12 protein-coding genes are annotated in these 17587 nt (G+C 38.9%); 8 read left to right on the plus strand and 4 right to left on the minus strand.

The genetic code is table 11. The annotated features are described in order from the left end of the window. Positions 1 to 258: 258 nt before the first annotated feature. Entirely contained in the window at positions 259 to 1725 is a 1467-nt protein-coding gene (locus tag FJR11_RS20865; protein ID WP_254444808.1) for an ATP-dependent RecD-like DNA helicase, read from the plus strand. Between the two features lie 341 nt (positions 1726 to 2066). After that, entirely contained in the window at positions 2067 to 3560 is a 1494-nt protein-coding gene (gene dnaN / locus FJR11_RS20870; protein WP_168507209.1) for a DNA polymerase III subunit beta, read from the plus strand. Positions 3561 to 3577: 17 nt separating this feature from the next. Here dnaN and FJR11_RS20875 read toward each other — a convergent pair whose 3' ends face one another. Continuing rightward, a complete protein-coding gene (locus FJR11_RS20875; RefSeq protein ID WP_168507211.1) occupies positions 3578 to 3808 on the minus strand; it encodes a hypothetical protein in 231 nt (76 codons plus the stop codon). Positions 3809 to 4441: 633 nt separating this feature from the next. Here FJR11_RS20875 and dnaX point away from each other — a divergent pair. Continuing rightward, a complete protein-coding gene (gene dnaX, locus FJR11_RS20880) occupies positions 4442 to 5959 on the plus strand; it encodes a DNA polymerase III subunit gamma/tau (protein ID WP_168507213.1) in 1518 nt (505 codons plus the stop codon). Next, complete coding sequence (gene holA, locus FJR11_RS20885; RefSeq protein WP_168507216.1) at positions 5956 to 6951, plus strand: DNA polymerase III subunit delta; 996 nt, start codon at positions 5956 to 5958, stop codon at positions 6949 to 6951. The genes dnaX and holA overlap by 4 nt, the downstream gene beginning before the upstream one ends. A gap of 236 nt (positions 6952 to 7187) precedes the next feature. Here holA and FJR11_RS20890 read toward each other — a convergent pair whose 3' ends face one another. Continuing rightward, positions 7188 to 9974: an NB-ARC domain-containing protein gene (locus FJR11_RS20890; RefSeq protein WP_168507218.1), complete on the minus strand. Its 2787-nt coding sequence runs from the start codon at positions 9972 to 9974 to the stop codon at positions 7188 to 7190. Positions 9975 to 10114: 140 nt separating this feature from the next. On the opposite strand from FJR11_RS20890, the gene FJR11_RS20895 reads away from it, so the two are divergent. Both FJR11_RS20895 and hxpB read left to right on the plus strand, forming a co-directional pair. Next, positions 10115 to 12844 carry a DEAD/DEAH box helicase gene (locus tag FJR11_RS20895; protein ID WP_168507220.1) on the plus strand — a complete coding sequence of 910 codons (2730 nt, stop codon included), beginning with the start codon at positions 10115 to 10117 and terminating at the stop codon, positions 12842 to 12844. A gap of 130 nt (positions 12845 to 12974) precedes the next feature. Further along, the gene (gene hxpB, locus FJR11_RS20900; protein ID WP_168507222.1) at positions 12975 to 13667 is read left to right on the plus strand and encodes a hexitol phosphatase HxpB; all 693 of its coding nucleotides are present in this window, start codon (positions 12975 to 12977) and stop codon (positions 13665 to 13667) included. Positions 13668 to 13675: 8 nt separating this feature from the next. Here the strand turns inward: hxpB and FJR11_RS20905 are convergent, their stop codons facing one another. Next, positions 13676 to 15109, minus strand: a complete 1434-nt coding sequence (locus FJR11_RS20905) for a Rieske 2Fe-2S domain-containing protein (RefSeq protein ID WP_168507223.1) — start codon at positions 15107 to 15109, stop codon at positions 13676 to 13678. Between the two features lie 254 nt (positions 15110 to 15363). Here FJR11_RS20905 and FJR11_RS20910 point away from each other — a divergent pair, with 254 nt between their 5' ends. Together FJR11_RS20910 and FJR11_RS20915 are read left to right on the plus strand one after the other, a co-directional pair. Next, the gene (locus tag FJR11_RS20910) at positions 15364 to 16116 is read left to right on the plus strand and encodes a PAP/fibrillin family protein (RefSeq protein WP_168507225.1); all 753 of its coding nucleotides are present in this window, start codon (positions 15364 to 15366) and stop codon (positions 16114 to 16116) included. Between the two features lie 190 nt (positions 16117 to 16306). Beyond that, positions 16307 to 16966, plus strand: coding sequence for a hypothetical protein (locus FJR11_RS20915; protein WP_168507227.1), 660 nt, complete (start codon positions 16307 to 16309; stop codon positions 16964 to 16966). Positions 16967 to 17107: 141 nt separating this feature from the next. On the opposite strand, the gene FJR11_RS20920 is transcribed toward FJR11_RS20915, so the two are convergent. Then, on the minus strand, positions 17108 to 17587 hold a 480-nt coding region (locus FJR11_RS20920; RefSeq protein ID WP_217358254.1), incomplete at its 5' end, for a hypothetical protein.

Consider the following 17587-nt stretch of genomic DNA (forward strand, 5'->3'; position numbering starts at 1 on the left):
AAGGAGAGGTCTTAAACCGAATTGATTAATTTTCAGTTATCCATTGATAACGATATTTTCAGGAAATAATACCATTTTTATATAAAATTGCACAGAATGATTCTTGAATTAACAAGGTTTTCTGCCCCCTAATTATATGCAACTTCACATTAGATTGGTATATGGATGCCTAAGCCAGGTATAAACCTTATTTATTTCTTTATCCGACCAGTATTCAATCCCATCACTGAATAATTATTTACCACCCCTGCTAGATTTTTGAAACTAGAAGGAGTGTGGTTTTGTGGTGAACCAAAACCAACAGCTACCGCTGCATTGAATGGATCAATTAATGGAATTAAGGCAGCGATTATGCTCCAAACTCTTCCTACTTTCCTGACCACCAATTCTTTTCCCTTCCAATTTACTCAACAGCAGCAAAAAGCATTGGATAAAATGTGGACTTTTGTGCAACCAACTATCACGGCTGCTTTATTTCTATTAGTAGGATATGCCGGAACAGGCAAGTCAACAATAGTTTTTCAACTCGTTAAAGTTCTTGTGGCTACAGGTAAACGAGTTGTCTTGACTGCACCTACGAATAAAGCTGTAGGTGTACTGCGACGCATGGCGGCAGAAAACGGGGTAACTGGTGTGGAATTCTTCACCATTCACCAATTACTAGGACTAGGAATGGTGACTAGAGGTAAAGAGAAAATACTTGACCAAATAGGACCCTGTTACATCAACTTATTTGATGTTGTCTTTATTGATGAATGTTCCATGATTGGTAAACAACTGTGGCACTGGATTGAAAATGTGGCTAATCAATCATCTACCTGGACAAAAATCAAAATTATTCTCATGGGCGACCCTGCCCAATTAAATCCAGTTAATGAAGGAAAATCCCCTAGTTTTCAAGTAGCAAATAAAGCCGTATTAACTCAAGTTGTCCGTCAAGGAATTGATAGCCCTTTACTAGAGTTTGTAACGGCTTCTCGCTATGCAGTAACTAAAAGTAAATTGCCATTTGCCCCATTTTCCAAATATCTACCTGATAAAAGTAACGGGGCGCTCATGGTTAAACCTCAAACTTTACTGCGCTATGCCTGCAAAAAGATGTCTAAAGAGTTTGTTAATAATCCAGATTGTTTTCGCATTTTATCTTGGACGAATGCTCAAGTAGACTTTTATAATCAACAGATTCGGACATATTTATATGGTAAGAATACCAACCGATTTATCTCTGGAGAAAGATTAATTACTAGAGATCCGGTGATATCTCCTGATGGTAAAACTGCTATTCTTTCCACATCTACAGAATTTAATGTTTTAGATGTGTTTGAAGACCGTTACAATAATTATGGTAGTTGGAGATTGAAGGTAGAAACAGATGAAGGCATCGTGCGTCAAATCTACGTTTTACATGAAGATGAAGAGAAACGATTTAAACAAGAAACACAACGATTGCTCAAAAGTGCCAAGCGTAATCCCTTTCTCTGGAAGCAATATTATAAACATTTGGAACAGTTTGCTAATATCAGAAACTGTTTTGCATTAACTGTTCATAATAGTCAAGGTAGCACTTTCTTGGAAGCGGGTATTGATGGTCAAGATTTGAGTAAGCGGCTGAATCGAGAACGCGGAGATGATAGTAAAGCAGTCCTAGCTAAAATTAAGGAGTTTAATCGGTTGTATTATGTTTCTAGTTCACGGGCTAGACAAAGGATTTTGGTAATTCGGTAATCTATAAGCGGCTAATTAGCTCAACTTAAATATCAGGAAATCCTTGAAACTGGGTGATAATTGTCTGCATTTTTCAATCAGGCAATAAAAAATATTATAGCGGTATGCCGTCAGGTCGAAAAATATCCTCTAAAAGTCTTGTTGCCTAAGCAGCATCAAGTTTTTGATGAGCAACTACCGCTATATCCATTTTTTTATCATTAGTAAGTGTTTACACTTTTTCTATTTTAAAGGATAAATCAAGGGATTAGACAATAAAATTGATTCACACATTCACACATTCACAACTTTTATTTCTGCTACCGCAGTCACCTTTTTAGTAATGACGCAAGCAGAGATAAATGATTATGACTCAAACAGCACCAAGACAAAAGATAAAGACTGCAAAGCAGACAAAACAAACAAGTGTTGCTAATCCTGAAATAGACAATGAAGTATCAACAAATATCACAAAAATACCTGAAGTCAAAAAGAAGAAATCTACATCTGCAAACCCTGATACTCCAACTGAACCCATCGAAAAGAAGCGGAATAAGCAAAAAAAATCTAAATCAAAGTTAAACCCTCCAATACCCAGAGAATTAGGCATGGAGGTAATATGTGAACAAGCTAAATTTTACGATGCCCTCTTTTTAGTGAATTGTGCTACTCCAGCTAAACCTAGTCATCCCATTCTTGCCAATGTTCTCATAATTGCAGATGTGGAAACACAACAGATACATCTAACTGTCACAGATATAGCATTAACGATTCAAGCGAGTTTTGCTGCCCAAGTGTTATTAAAGGGTGAAATTACTGTACCAGTGCAAATTTTATTGGAGATAGTCAAGCATTGCCCTAATGGGACTATTTCTCTGAATAGTCAAACTCAAGTTACTCAATCTAGTGATGATGATAAGCAACAAACAAAAATCTGCTGTTTGTGCTTATCTGATGCTGATGGTAAGTATGAAATTAGAGGCATTAGTGCTGAAGAATTCCCACCTACTAACATAATTGATGCTGCTCCTGTGTCTTTAGCAACAACAATTTTCAAAGATGGTTTGAAAGGTGTACTTTATGCAGTCAGCACTGATGAAAATAAATATATCTTGACTGGAGTTCATCTCCAACTGGCACAGGAGAAATTAAAGTTTATTGGTACTGATGGTCATCGAGTTGCTATTACTGAACTTTGCACTCACCGAATTGGCAGAAAAACTCGTCAAGAAGTTTCATCTCAAGAAGTTCAATCTCAACAAGTGCCATCTGAGGAAATTATGCAATTTACTCTGCCTGGTCGTGTGGTGAGAGAAATAGCCCGTAACTTAAATGATGATGTGGAATCTATTAATCTACTGTATGATGACCAAAGTAATCGCTTGGGTTTTGCTTGGCAAGATGTCGTTCTTAGCTGTCAAGTTGTGGAAGGAATTTATCCTGATTGTGAGCAGTTATTAACTAAATTCAGCTTTGAGAAAGAAGTAATTTTAGAAAAAGCACCGTTAGTTAAAGCACTGGAACGGTTATCTGTGTTAACTGATAAGAAAGAGAAAGGAATTTATTTGCAGTTTGATGGCAGTTTACAACAGTTACGGTTATCTATTGAACGAGAATTTGGCAAAGGTGATCAGGTGATTGTTGCTAATTTACCAACAGAAATGATGTTGAATATCCAGTTTAATCTCAAGTATTTGATAGAAGCTGCTAAAGCTATTCCTAGTTCAAGTATCAAAATGCACTTGCAGCAATCAGATCATCCCGCTATGTTAGTTCCTGATGGAGATAGAGCAAATCCAGAAGTGGAAATGTCCATGCGTCATGTCTTGCTGCCACTTTATATTCCAAATGGTTAAGGTTAACGGCTGAATGCTTACAATTCTACACCCAAGACTTGCAAAATGTCTTTAACGGGTGCTTTATCTTGCTCTAACTGTTCAACTCGATGTATTAACCGCTTAGGAATGTACTTAGAAGATTTTACTAAGCGATCGCCTTGAGTCCAAAACTCAAAATGATAGTAAGCCTGTGGGTAATCCTTGCCTTTTTTGGTAATTGTGCGCCAGTGAATGTTACCGCTTCCCTCTCCTTTATGCCGCCGCATTTTACTAGGGCTTTGATTACTAGGGGAGATACCAGAATTACTAGGGCTTAACTGGATATCCCCTAGTAAATTACTAGGGCTGTTATTACTAGAGGAGATATCAGAATTACTAGGGCTTAACTGGATATCCCCTAGTAAATTACTAGGGTTTGGATTACTAGGGCTTTGATTACTAGGGGTGACAGAAATGCCTAAAAGAAGCAGAATTTCTTTGACTGGACGTTTAGCAGCCTCAGCTTCTTGAATATCCCCCAGTAATTTTTTGGGTATGTATCTAGTCTTTTTCTGACCGTTTTCTTTCCAGTGGTAATAAGCCTGCTGGTAAGAGGAACAAATTTTATTAACAAAGATTTATGGTAAAAGACATTTAATCTGTTTTATGTTAATAGTTATCTGTTTCTGATCGTATCAATTTTGTAAAAGTTATTTTTACTATTCTGTCAGCTAAAATCTTATGTAAGATTTGAATGTTTGTTGATTTATAACAAAAATATGTTAAATTATATTAGTTGACAAAACAACTTTGTAACTTTTTTTGCTGTACCTTATCAATCTAAAATAATCTATAAATTTTAACTAAAATTTCACCCCCTTAACAGGGGCAAGAGCGACGAATTAAGATGAATAAATCCTATGTCTACAGTCGCTCTACATCAAAAATATCGCCCCCAAACTTTAGCCGAATTGGTTGGACAACCCTACGTTAAGACTGCTCTAACTAATGCCATCAAACACCTGCAAATTGCCCCAGCTTATTTATTAACAGGTTCTAGAGGTACAGGTAAAACTTCGACTGCGCGCATATTTGCTAAATCTCTTAATTGCCTTAATAGCAAAAAACCAACTGATAAACCTTGTGGAATTTGTCAATCTTGTCGTTCAATTGAAAGTAGCAATAGTTTAGACGTGAGTGAAATTGATGCTGCTTCAAATAATGGTGTAGATGATGCCCGTGCTTTAATTGAACGCTGTACTTTAGCACCAATAGCAGGACGTTATCGAATTTTTATTTTAGATGAATGCCACTGCTTAACCGGTAATGCCTTTAATGCTTTACTCAAGTGTATTGAAGAACCACCACCTCATGTGGTTTTTATTCTCTGCACCACAGAACAGCACAAGGTTTTACCTACTATTATCAGCCGTTGTCAGGTGTTTAATTTCCGCACTTTATCAATTCAAACAATTGTGCAGCATCTCCGTATTATAGCAGATGCGGAATCTATTTCTATTAATGAAGAGGCATTAAGTGCGATCGCTCGACTGAGTGATGGTGGTTTACGGGATGCCCTGCAATTACTCGGTCAAGCCAGTCTTTTAGATGTAGATATCACTGCCCATCATGTCATGGAAATCGTTGGTGGTGTCACAGAAGCAGAGCTAATGGCTATTTTACAGGCTATCTCTACCAACAACACTTTTAATTTGCTGCAAGTTGCTAGAGAATTGGTAGACTCTGGGAAACCGCCTAAATTGATTATCTCAAATTTACTGCAAACATACCGAGATTTACTGATTATCAAGTCTGCACCGCAGGAACAAGCTTTACTAACTGGTTGTGTCAGTTATACCCAACTCAAAGCTTTTGCCAAACACTGGAATTTCGAGACACTGAATTTATCTTTAGCAGAGTTACAAAAAGCTGAAAATTATCTGCGGTATACGGTCAATGCAGCAGTGTGGCTGGAGGTTTGTTTACTCAATTTGCTGCCCGGTTTATTGCCTGGAGGTGCAACGAAGACGGTAAATGTGAAACCTGGGCATGATGGCAAATTGTTACCAACTTATGGAACGTACACCATCAACAAGGTGACTGATAAACCTGTGGATGATCCAGGTAAAGATAGCTTGTTACCAGCAGTTGCAACCAATACTGCTAATGCTTCTAATACTGCTAATTTAGCGCAAATTTGGCAGCAGGTGATGGATAAGGCTAAACCGAACCATCAAAAGCTGTTGGCTCATGCAAATCTGGTGAAATTGCAAGGGTCTAAGGCAATTTTAGAGGTGACACCAGCTTACTTGCAAAAGTTTGAGAATAGCAAAGAGGCGATCGCTAAAATGCTGCAACGGGCTACTCAAAGTCCAAAACCCCTGACTGTGTTGATTAAAACTGCCAATCTCAGTAATAATGGGAGGGTAAGAGGATGATTGTTTTGCTCACGGGTGATGATGAATACGCTATTCAAGAACAGCTAAACCAGTACAAAACGGAGATTGATGCTCAATGGCTGACTCTATGCTATCACCGATTTCCGGCTGTTCAGCTTGACAAAGCTTTGAGTGTGGCTCGGACTCGTTCCCTGACTGGTGGTAAAAAACTGGTAATTGTGGAAAATTGCCACCTCAAGCAGTGGGGTGATACGGAGTTAGCAACTTTGCAACAGTTGGTGCAATTGCCTAATTCGACAATTTTGGTGTTTGTGGCTAATAATGTGGATAAGCGGCTGAAGGTTTACAAGCATCTGGTCAAGTATGGGACGTTGTTTGAGTTTTCGTTGATACCACCTTGGCGGTATGATTTGATTGAACAGGCGATAGTTTCCCTTGCTGCCAAACTCTACACGAACACCACAGATCATGCTGTGACAGCTAAGAAAATTAAACTGCTGCTGTCAGAGGAGGCGGTGACATATTTAGCACAAGCTATTGGTAATGATATGATCCGTGCTGCTTCTGAGTTACGCAAATTGTCTATCTATGCTCAAAGTAGAAAATTGGAGCTTGGGGAGGTACAGGAGTTAGTGCCATGTCAAACTCAGAATAGCCTACAATTGGCTGCGGCTATGCGTGAAGGAAAAAGCCATCAAGTTTTGCAATTGTTGGATGATTTACTGTCTCGTTGTCAACCTTTAATGGTGATTGTTAGCACTCTTTTAACGCAGTTTAGAACTTGGTTATGGGTGAAGTCTGCGATTGTTTCTGGGGTGAAGAAGGATGGTGAATTAGCTCAACTTTGTAATATCAGTAATCCTCATCGTATTTACTATTTGCGTCAGGAGGTAGCAAATACAAGTATCAATGCTTTGGCTAAAGCGGTGACTATGATCTTGGATTTGGAGATGTCTATTAAGAGGGGTGGTGATGGTAGGGATTTGTTGGTGGTGATTCTTGGTGTTTGTAGGTTGTTTCAGGTTGTTTAATTAGGAGGAAGTTGAGGGAGAATTTTGGATTTTGGATTGGATGTTTGATGTCTGTCTAAAATCCAAAATAAATCGTTAAAGTAACTCATATTCAATATTTTGGTGATAAAAAGCAGTAGGCATTGATTGATTTATTTAAAATAAAAGTAAACCTTTCATTGCCTAAATACATCATATCAAAGTTAATGAAGTTATCTGGATGTTGTTACTCAAGATATTGTAACTGCAATCTCTCGTTAGCATTTGACAACTCTTGCATCAAGAACAGGTTGAGCTACTCCTTCTTGGTATTGTGGATCTGGTATGACCTCTAGACAGTCATCAATTTTTATATGCGGCCAATTTTTGTCAACAGACCTTAATTTATCACGGCGTACATAGTACTGCCGATTATCTTTATCCTTAGCGAACAAAAAAGGTTTGTGTTGATTCCTGTTATCTAAAGTAGGTCGATAGTAAACACTTACATGAACCCAACCTTCCTCTGGGCTAATGTCTATTTCACTTTCATCCACTTTCGATGTTTCTATCAAATTTTTCCACCGAGCAGAAGTTAAAGGATTATTGCCACTTTCTATTTGTAAATTTGATAACTTTTTGACCCACTTTTGTACATCTGGATGATAGAGTGTGTAATCATTATGCACCTGACACATCTTCACTAAATGTTTATCTACAAAGGTTGTAAACTTTAATTTTGCGTCTTCACTCAGATGGGAAATTTTTCCTGTCCCATACCATAAATCATTTACAAGTTTAATTCCTACAGCTACTTCAGGACCTGTATGCCCTTCCAAGTCGAATACCTCATTCAGTACATCAATTGCCTCACACAAAGATTTTTGAACACTCCTAGAAGGACCGTACTCAGCAGATTGCCGCAAAGCTTGAGCAAGCAATGAACCTTTAGTTCCACGTAGAGGTCCTGCATTTTGCCAGTCTTTTGTAGCCTCAATAGCTTTTTCTGTTTCACCCAACCAAATCAAAGGAAGGTAGTAGTTTTGAATAACCATCCGTGCATGATGGACATCAGATTGGTCTGGATTATCCCATCCAAGTTCTACCAAGCGTTCGCCTAAATCTTTAGCTCCTTTATAATCTTTGTCTTTACGAAGCTCATTTGACAAAATCAAGCCTGAAGCGATATCACCCATATCCCAAGCTTGTTGAAGGGATCTTTTCCCTCCTAAGCGATCATTAAGCTTAAGCAAAACTAAACCTCGAATCCTGTAAAGGATTGATTGGTCTTTACACGCCTCTATAGCCAACTTTAAAGTATTGAAGATATCCGACAAAAGACGACGATCAAAAGGTTGGCGTGATAACTCTCGAAAGGCATCTAGGGCAATCATTCTAACTTGTTCTGTAGCAGAATCGGGAATATATTTCCCAGAAATTGGATTATTTCTATAAATATTCGGTGACTTGTCAATTTCGCGGAGTATCTGCCTTGTGTTCCTAAGTTTTGCCTCTACAGCTGATCTAACATTTGGATCAATAGGGCTGAAAAGCATCAAATCACGTACTGAGGAACTGAGTATATAGCTTTCCTCAGTTATCTCCGGAATTCTTGTAACTAGACTTGTTCCCTGAAGTTGGCTAAAAGCTTCAGCTATATCATCCACATTTCTTTGCAGTAGGAGACAAGCATTCGCACGAGTAATTGGTTCATCAGTTACGAAAAGACATTCTAGAACTTCATACGCCATAGGTGACAAGGCTTCAAGCAGATTTTTGTAAGAAAATTCAAGTACCTGTTCCTTTGCTTTAGATATTCCTAGATTCAGCGGGTGTCCTGCAATAAATCCATCAATGGTCAAACGAATGGCAAGCGGAATTGAATCACAAGCTTGGACAATATTCTTCAATTCGTCTTCACTAAGGCGTTGTCCGCTACGTTTCAATAAATACTCACGAGCGAGTTTCTGCGCTCCATTACTGTCTAAGGGTTTTAAAGGAATAGTGTTACCAGAATTTAAACTAATGCGGCTTGTAACAATGACTCGCCATTCTTCTGGGAGATTACTGTAGAAACTGTTAAAGGTATTGGGATCATCTCGGAGTATGGTTTCAAGGTTGTCAAGACAAAGAAGAATTCGTCTTTTGTCAAATTTATTGCAGGCATCCTCAAATGTGAGTTTGTCAAGACTTTCCTGTTCAGCTAGTGTACTAGCAATTGATAGACATATACCGTCAATAGTTGCAGTAGATGGAATTTGAGCGATAACACCGTCCGTCGTCAATAATTCAGTCTTTGAGCTGAAATAAAGGATTTGATCAACCCAATCTACTGATTCCGGTGAATGTACTGTATCATATAAAGCTTGCAGCAGTAGGGCTGTCTTACCCAAACCACCCGGAGCAACAAGAGCAATAAGAGGATATCTTTTGTTTCTCATTGTCTTGATTAGCTCAGAAATTTCTCGTTGTCTCCCAATTAAACCAGTGAGAGCGTGATCAAACTGCTGTAGTTGTGGTAAGTTGTTGGGCAGAGACCAAATAGGTTCGTTTATCCATGTATCCGGTGGTGATAACAATCTTCCAGCTTCTGCATCAAGAAAAGCTTGAGTAACATCGCTAAACTGTAGCTTGTCAATCAATGGATCGGTAGCAATGGCCGCAACACGATGCCAATAGCAATGATGAAAAGGTTTATTAGGGTGACTAATAGCATTCCTAATGTGACGTACCTCAAGAACTTTAAATAATTCTTGTAATCTCTCCAAATAATCTTTTTCTGTTCTTTCCTTTGCTGCGTCCTTAGCCATACTCAAGACCTCTTCCAAGTAAGTTGCAGCAACGATTCCTCTAGTCGTCGTTTTATCAAAAATTCGACCCTCTTTCTCGAAGAATTCAACAGTCCTGGACGGAAGTTCATTTGGATCTGGTTTGAGAAGTTCAACAAAATAACCCAAGGCTTGCTCTAGCTCGAAGAGTACCATCGCACTCTTCCTACGCGATATTTCTAACTTATCTGTTCCGCTTTGCTTGTTGTCATTCATTACCGTTACAGGATTAATCATTTAATTTTGTAATTCATTATCTATTTCATCTCAAAAACTATTCTAGTTCAAAAGTATAAAATAAAAAGCATTCCTGTAATTTCACTTAATATCTTCCCCCAATGGGGGATTTATAAGGGCAATGTTCAAAAAACACCACCATGAACACGCCCAACTACAACTTATTACTGCAAAGCCTTTGGACACCACCTACCACACCCATTCCCGAAAATTCCCACACAAATAATCATCCCCCAGAACCAACAGAAATCACCGAATTTCTAGGAGAAGACTTACTCTATCAACAAACAATTCCTGCCACCGAACCTAACCTCAAAACCATCCCCAAAGACCTACCAAAACAACTAATAAAAGCCCTACAATCATTAGGAATCACCCAACTTTACTCCCATCAAATCAAAGCCTTACAAGCAATTAGAACAGGTAAAAGTTTCATCCTCACCTCCCCTACAGCCAGTGGTAAAACCCTCAGCACATACCCCGGTATTATCGAAGGTTGTATCAATCAAGAACACCGAGCCTTAGCATTTTATGGACTGCGAGCTTTAGCACTTGACCAATTCCATAAAATCTCACAATTACTTTCTACCATACCCCCAAAATATCGCCCAGTCTTAGCAATGATCACAGGAGATGTCAAATCAGATGAACGAGAACAAATTCTTGCCAGTGAACCCCATATATTAGGTGTCACTCCCGAATTAATTCATTTCCAACTCAAACAAGTTTGGAAATCACCAAATTGGGCAACCTTTTATCAACGATTACGCTACATCTTAATTGATGAAGCACACACCCTTTCCGGTAGCTATGGTGCAAATATGGCTTGGTTAATTCGCCGTATTAAACTAGCAGTAGATCATTACGGTGGTGACTCCCAAAAACTGCAATTTATCTTCCTCAGTGCTACTTGTGGAAATCCTAAACAATTAGCTTTGAAAATCTCCGGTTTAAAACCCACTAAACTCAACCCCAAACCCTTAATTTGGATTCGCAAAAGTGGCGCAGCTTCACCACCCAGACAAGTAATTGTCACGCAACCAAGTTACAATTTAACTGCTGATACTGCCCGGATAATTCAATTTTTACTCAATCAAAATAAATCAGGAATCGCGTTTTGTAACTCCCGGCGGAGTGTGCGAGAAGTCACAGAACTGTTAAAATCAAATCAAGTCACCGCGTTTTACAGTGGCATTACTGCCGAGCGTCGAGCCGAAGTAGTTAATCAACTTCAATCTGGTATAATCAAATGGATAATTGCCACAGAAGCCTTAGAAGCAGGAATTGATTTACCAGAATTAGAATGTTGTGTATTGCGTGGCTGGCCAGGTTCTAAAATGGCATATCAGCAACGCAGTGGTCGAGCCGGACGTTCTCAACCAGGACTCACAGTGCTGCTTCCCAATGCTTTCAACCCCATAGACTGTTATGTGGCAGAACATCCAGAAATGCTGGTATCTGGAGAATCTGAAGAAGTGTTTTTTAATGACGAATATCCCATCTTTGCAGCCAAACATTTGATGTGTGCAGCCGCAGAAACAGGCATTCCCACTAACAAAATTAAACACTATTTTGGTGCAGCCGCTTTTGATGTTGCCAAACTGTTATTAGCCCAAGGACATTTACACAAAGGTAGGAATGGTTTATGGGCAAAAGGTTATCCCCACAAAGATGTTAATTTTCGGGGTGGTTTATCGCAAACAACTATCAAATTAGTAGATGCAATTTCTGGGGAAGAATTAGAGGAAATATCTGAAGATATCGCTTATCGAGAAGTGCATCCCCAAGCTATTTATAAACGACAAGATACTAAGGGACAAATGCTAACTTATCAATGTATTTCCTTAGACCTGAACAGTAAACGAGCGATTTTAAAACAAACAACAGATAAGGCAATTTTTACAGTTGCAACTACGGTATCACAAACCAGTAGTTTAACTATGTTAACTGACCCAGTGCATTTACCATTGCTGTTTTCTTCAGATGGTATAGAAGAAAAGAAACAGGAGGAACAGGAACAGAAAATAAAGGGGAAAGTTTCGCACAAGACTGACATCGTAGTCATAGGAAAATCTGTGAAGGAGGAACAGAAAATAAAGGGGAAAGTTTCGCACCCTGCACCTTTATCTGAAGTTGAAGAATGTCAGGAATATTTAACCCTAGAACTGAGTTTTGGTGAAGTTAAACACATTACCAGCGGTTACAGTTTAATGACCCAAATTTACGAGCAGACTTGTTTGAATAAACGGTGTCTTAACTACAAAGAACCCTTACCTCAACAACAGCGTTGTCCTCTGTGTCGCAAACTCACCCGCAAAGCTGTCATTGTCAAAACCCTATCAGAAGCCAAGTTTGAGCAGCCTTTCCGCACCCAATTTTCCGCCCCTATGGTGAAAGTAACAATTAACTCAAGTGCGCGAGAATACATCCAGCAATTTGCGAAGGAAATTAGAAGCGGTTTAACTCGCAGTAAAGAACCGATACCTTCTGGTTATCAACAGTTGTGGGAATATTCCAGTCCCTTCATTGCTATGCACAGCTTTGGACATCAAATTATGAGGGCATTACAGCTTGTAGCGAGAGTTGACCCCAAACAGGTGAATTTTACTGTGGTGAAGGAGTTAGAGGAAAATAACAATTACACTGGTTACTTCTATGATACCAGTGATGGCGGCAATGGTGCGGCTGAAGCTGTGTTTAAACATCTGCCAAAACTTGCGGAGGTTGGTAGGGCGATCGCACGAGATTGTAATTGTCATACTGGTTGTGCTAAATGTTTAATTCAACATGGCTGTCCTGATGGGAATACTGCTTTATTGAAGCAACTGGGGTTGGTGTTGTTGGATGCTGTTGCTAGACCTGAAACATAGCATTTTGAGTTGTTAAATTTGCAGAAATACCTACCCTTAACACTGTATTCACAGGGTAGGATTTAATATGTATAATGCCTGTACCTGGATAGGCTCACCAAAAGATTTTCCAGCGTTACCAGAGGTTTTTATGATAGATACGGCGGTCATATTTGACATGGACGGTTTGTTGATCAACAGCGAGCCTTTTTGGCACAAAGCGGAAGTGGAGGTATTCAATGACTTGGGAGTGCCACTACAAGAGAGTATGTGCAATCAGACAATGGGTTTACGTTGCGATGAGGTTGTCAGCTATTGGTATGCAAGATTTCCTTTGACAGATACGAGTCAATCTGAGGTAGCTGAACGGATTATCAATCGTGTCAGCGAACTTGTGATAACCCTCGGACAGCCCATGCCTGGTGCAATGGAAATTATACAATTATGCCAGCAGATGCACTTACCCTTGGGATTGGCTACGTCATCGCCCATCTGTCTGATTGACGTAGTTCTAAAAAAGCTAAATTTGCAAGACACATTCGATGTTATCAGTTCTGCTCAGACAGAGGAATTTGGTAAACCCCATCCAGCGGTGTATCTGACAACTGCCCATCGTCTCAATGTGCATCCCCAAAAGTGTGTAGCGTTTGAAGACTCTATTCGCGGCATCATCAGTGCTAAAGCAGCTTCCATGCGATGTATTGCCGTCCCAGCATTAGAAGAAAGAGAAGACCCCCGATTTGCGATCGCAGATGTCAAGCTGGATTCACTTGAACAGGTCAATGAGTCGTGGCTGAAGGAGTTTTTCACCTCATCTCACTACAAAAAATGGCAGCAATATTGAACATTGTGCTATTTTTTATCAGGCAGATTTCTCGGTGGAATCAACCGTCCTTGATAAAAGCGTCGTTCTAACCTACCCAAACCAAACCAAATCCCAGCACCACTGATTACAAGCAGGGTGAGAAAACTAATAGTGAAAATATCCGTTTGACTATAAATAAATATCAGCAAGGGAAGCAAAGCCCAAACCAACACTGTCACCACAGCTACTCCCACCCGTAACCGTTGCAGATTAGCCAGCGCAGTCCGGCAACTAGCACATTTTTCTGTGTGAGAATGGTATCTATCTAATAAATCTTCCTTCGGTAATGACGGTGATAGAGTTTTACCAGGAAACGGATCAAGACTATATTGATTCACCCAAGAACGCAACTGAAAGACAAACAAATCTGCCTTAGTTGGCAAATAAAACGCCTTAGTAAAATTACCACTACCACCACTTTTTTCTAGATACCGTTCTTGATGATGTAAGAAAATTTGGTCATCTTCTAAAATGCTATTTTGGCCAATATGTGAATACCAGCGTGGAGTCAACTTCAAAAACAGTCCTGGTATTTTGGAAGAGAACTTGAACGGAAAAATCGCAAATAACCGACATTCTCCCTTGCGAATAGGAGTGGCATAAACCACCGTTAAAGTCCTACCAAACTGCTTAGAGGTGAGATCATGCCACATTAAACCAGGAGCAATAAAAGTAGTATATTGTTTTCCTAAAGTACCTTTGCGGGGTCCTGCTTCCCAAACTCCTTTAAATCCCCATTTTCCAGATTCTACAACTTCCAATTCCACCGGAGATACATTCGCTCGGTTGCCGACAGTACGGTGATGGGTGTAAGGAATGTGACTAGAATCAAGGACGTTTTCCATCAACGTCAAAGCATCATAGGGGATATCTCGAAAAGTATTCAGGCAAATCCAGTCATCCGGGTCTTCGTCTAAAAGATCAACAATGGGAACTTTGGTTTTAGCTGCATTTTCCGCAGTACCAGGATAAACAAATAAGAGTCCTTGGCGAACTGTGGTCGGGAATGAAGTTACACAGGCACGTTGAGAAACTTCTGCTTTTCCACCTTCAACTTGTTGGGGGATAATTGAACACTTTCCCGTTCCTGAAAAAGCCCAACCATGATAAGGACATTCTAACAATCCATCCTCATTAATTCTTCCTTCCGATAGTGGTGCTAACCGATGGGGGCATTGGTCTAAAAATGCTCGCCACATCTGCTGATTATTATCCCACCACAAAACAATATCCCGTTCTAGCAAAGTGAAACGAGTCGGCAGGGTTTTATCTAAATCTTTCACATAATAGACAGGATACCAAGCCTCTTGCCAATCAAAGCGTTCTGGGTCAATTCCACCTGCGCTTAGTGATTCTGTTGTTATAGTTGGAGATATGACTACTTGAGGAGATGCCTCTGACTGGATCATGCTATTGGACATGGTAGGATCAACAATAATTTTAACTTTCTAGTCCCTTCCCAAATTAACAATTTTTTAATCACCCTCGCAGATAGATTTCAAAAACCAGCCGATTGTTTAAAAATTACAGAAATACCCGGTAAGTGTAAAACTCAGTCCTTCGACAAGCTCAGGAACCATCACTTGAGCGCTGAGATATAAGCTACACTATGGCTTACGCCACGCTTCGCTATCGGCAAGTCTGACATCAGTTCATACCAAAATATTTTAACACTATGGTAGTAGATACGGAAAAAAGTACAGCAGCTAAAACAGCTTTACGTCAGGCATTAGCTGCTTGTGGTGGTAATACTAAGGACAAAACTGTAATTGCGGCGATTGAAAATCTCCAATCTCTCAACCCAACGACAGCACCAACCCACAGTGGTAGTTTAATGGATAGTGAATGGTTGTTAATCAGTGCGCCGAATTTTCCTCAAGGTGAGCAACTTGCAGATGGCAGATATGCCTATACTTTGAGTCGTTTGGCTTTTAATATGTTTCAACCGACAAAACTAAAAGTGGTGATTGACCGCGTTTTTCAACCTGTATTTTTGTTAGGAAATGGAGAGCAGCGAACTCATGACATTGTTGTGGAATTTACGACTATTGATGAATCTGTTCCTCAACTATCTGGGATTATTCGTAACCAAGGAATTTGTCAGCCGGTAAGTGATACGGTGCTGCAAGTGCAATTTACGGGAGGAATTTTAACCCCGCAATCTGCAACTAAAATGAACGAGTGGAAGGCTGTTTTTGGTGAGCAAGGTAAGTCTAAAAAAACAAGTTGGCAAGATAGTTTGATGTCCGGTTTTTTGAAGTTGATGTTTGGTCTAGTTCCTCCACAAACTATGAGTCCAGAAACTGGAGAAGTTTCTTTTGTTATGAATCGTTCTCCCAAAGGACGTTTAGAAATCCTTTATTTAGATGAAGAACTGCGGATTACTCGTGGAGAAAAAGGAACTGTTTTAGTGTGTGAACGATTATAGTGTTTACCAGACTAGTACAGCCGTGAAGTCAAAAGTTATAGCTATATCCCCGCAAAAGCGGGGATTGCCCTCGTGAAACTTGTCTTCGTAAAAACGGGTAACAGGGCTTAAAAATAATAGATCATAATTAATCAAAATAATTAATTTGCAGCTAACCGCTGCCTGGGAGAGATGCAATTTTCTCCCAACTATGCCAATAATTAATCTGGCTGACATTCAACAAATTAAGAAAACACAGCAACAACTTTTATTTACTCAGCAAAACCATCATCCAAATCACTCTGCTGTTGATTCTATTATTGCCGATAACTTCCATTTGCTGATGAAACAATTATTTTTACAACTACCTGTAGAACCTTTATTAAATGCCCATCCTCAAATTGCTCAATGGGTTGCTCAAGTACAGGAACTTGCACCAGAAATCTTTCAATCTCGCAAGAAATTATTAGTTGATAACCCAGTCATTGCCCCCCTAATGATTAATAACGATAATTACTTTGTTCAAGTCACCACAAATATAGCATTTAAACAAGGTATTCCCAGACTTTATGAATGGGCTGTGCGTCATCCTCAGTTTAGCTGGCAAGACCGAGTAAAGTTGTGGACTACGACTATTCAATATTCAGTTATTCCTAAGCAAATGCAGCTTGTGATTATAGCATTAGACCCTATAAAACCACCCCAAAGATTAAATATACGTTGGAACAAGAAGTATCATCGGCAGACTGAAAAATGGTTAATTAAACTCCTGAATCAACCTCAAGAAAATGATGCCCAATCAAATCAAATAAATCAGGAAATAACATCATCAATGATAAATTTAGCCGATATTTCTGAAGTTAGCATTTAAGAGGATAATGGTAACTGTTCACACTCTCTCCTATCTTCCAAGATAAATCAAGGGTTTAGACAATTTTAGATAGGAGAGTGAATACTTATCTAAATAAATAGGTTTTGCTGAAAAATTGACAAACTACTAGCATAAAATTAATTAGAGCTTGTCGAGTAAAGGTTGAATTTCCTTAATCAATTTTGAGTAATAATTCCAGTAAACATCAAGAAAAAAATTTGTCAGAGGATTACTTTTTTTTAATAAATTATTTTTTTTGTAAGAGTAAACAAAATTTACAATATTCATTACATTCTTTTGTTCGTAAGGTGTCAAAATGAAAAAAGCATCAAGCATTTTTTTATGTTTATCAAGAGAGGTTATTTTATTAAAAATTGAGGGGGTTATAAAATCCAGGAGATTTAAATCAACTTTATATTTATCCCGTTTATTTAACCTAGAAACTAGCTTACCATAAATTTTCATTACTTCTTTATAGTCTTGATATAGAGCATTTTCATATAAAATTTCAAATTTTAAAAACCTAACAATCATAAATAAATTTATATTTTGTTCATCATCTAGTTGAGACATCAACAATGTGAGTTCTCCAGCATTTTCCATGTTCATAAAGAGTTTTGC

Source organism: Anabaena sp. UHCC 0187 (assembly GCF_009712035.1).
In the GTDB taxonomy this organism is placed as follows: domain Bacteria; phylum Cyanobacteriota; class Cyanobacteriia; order Cyanobacteriales; family Nostocaceae; genus Dolichospermum.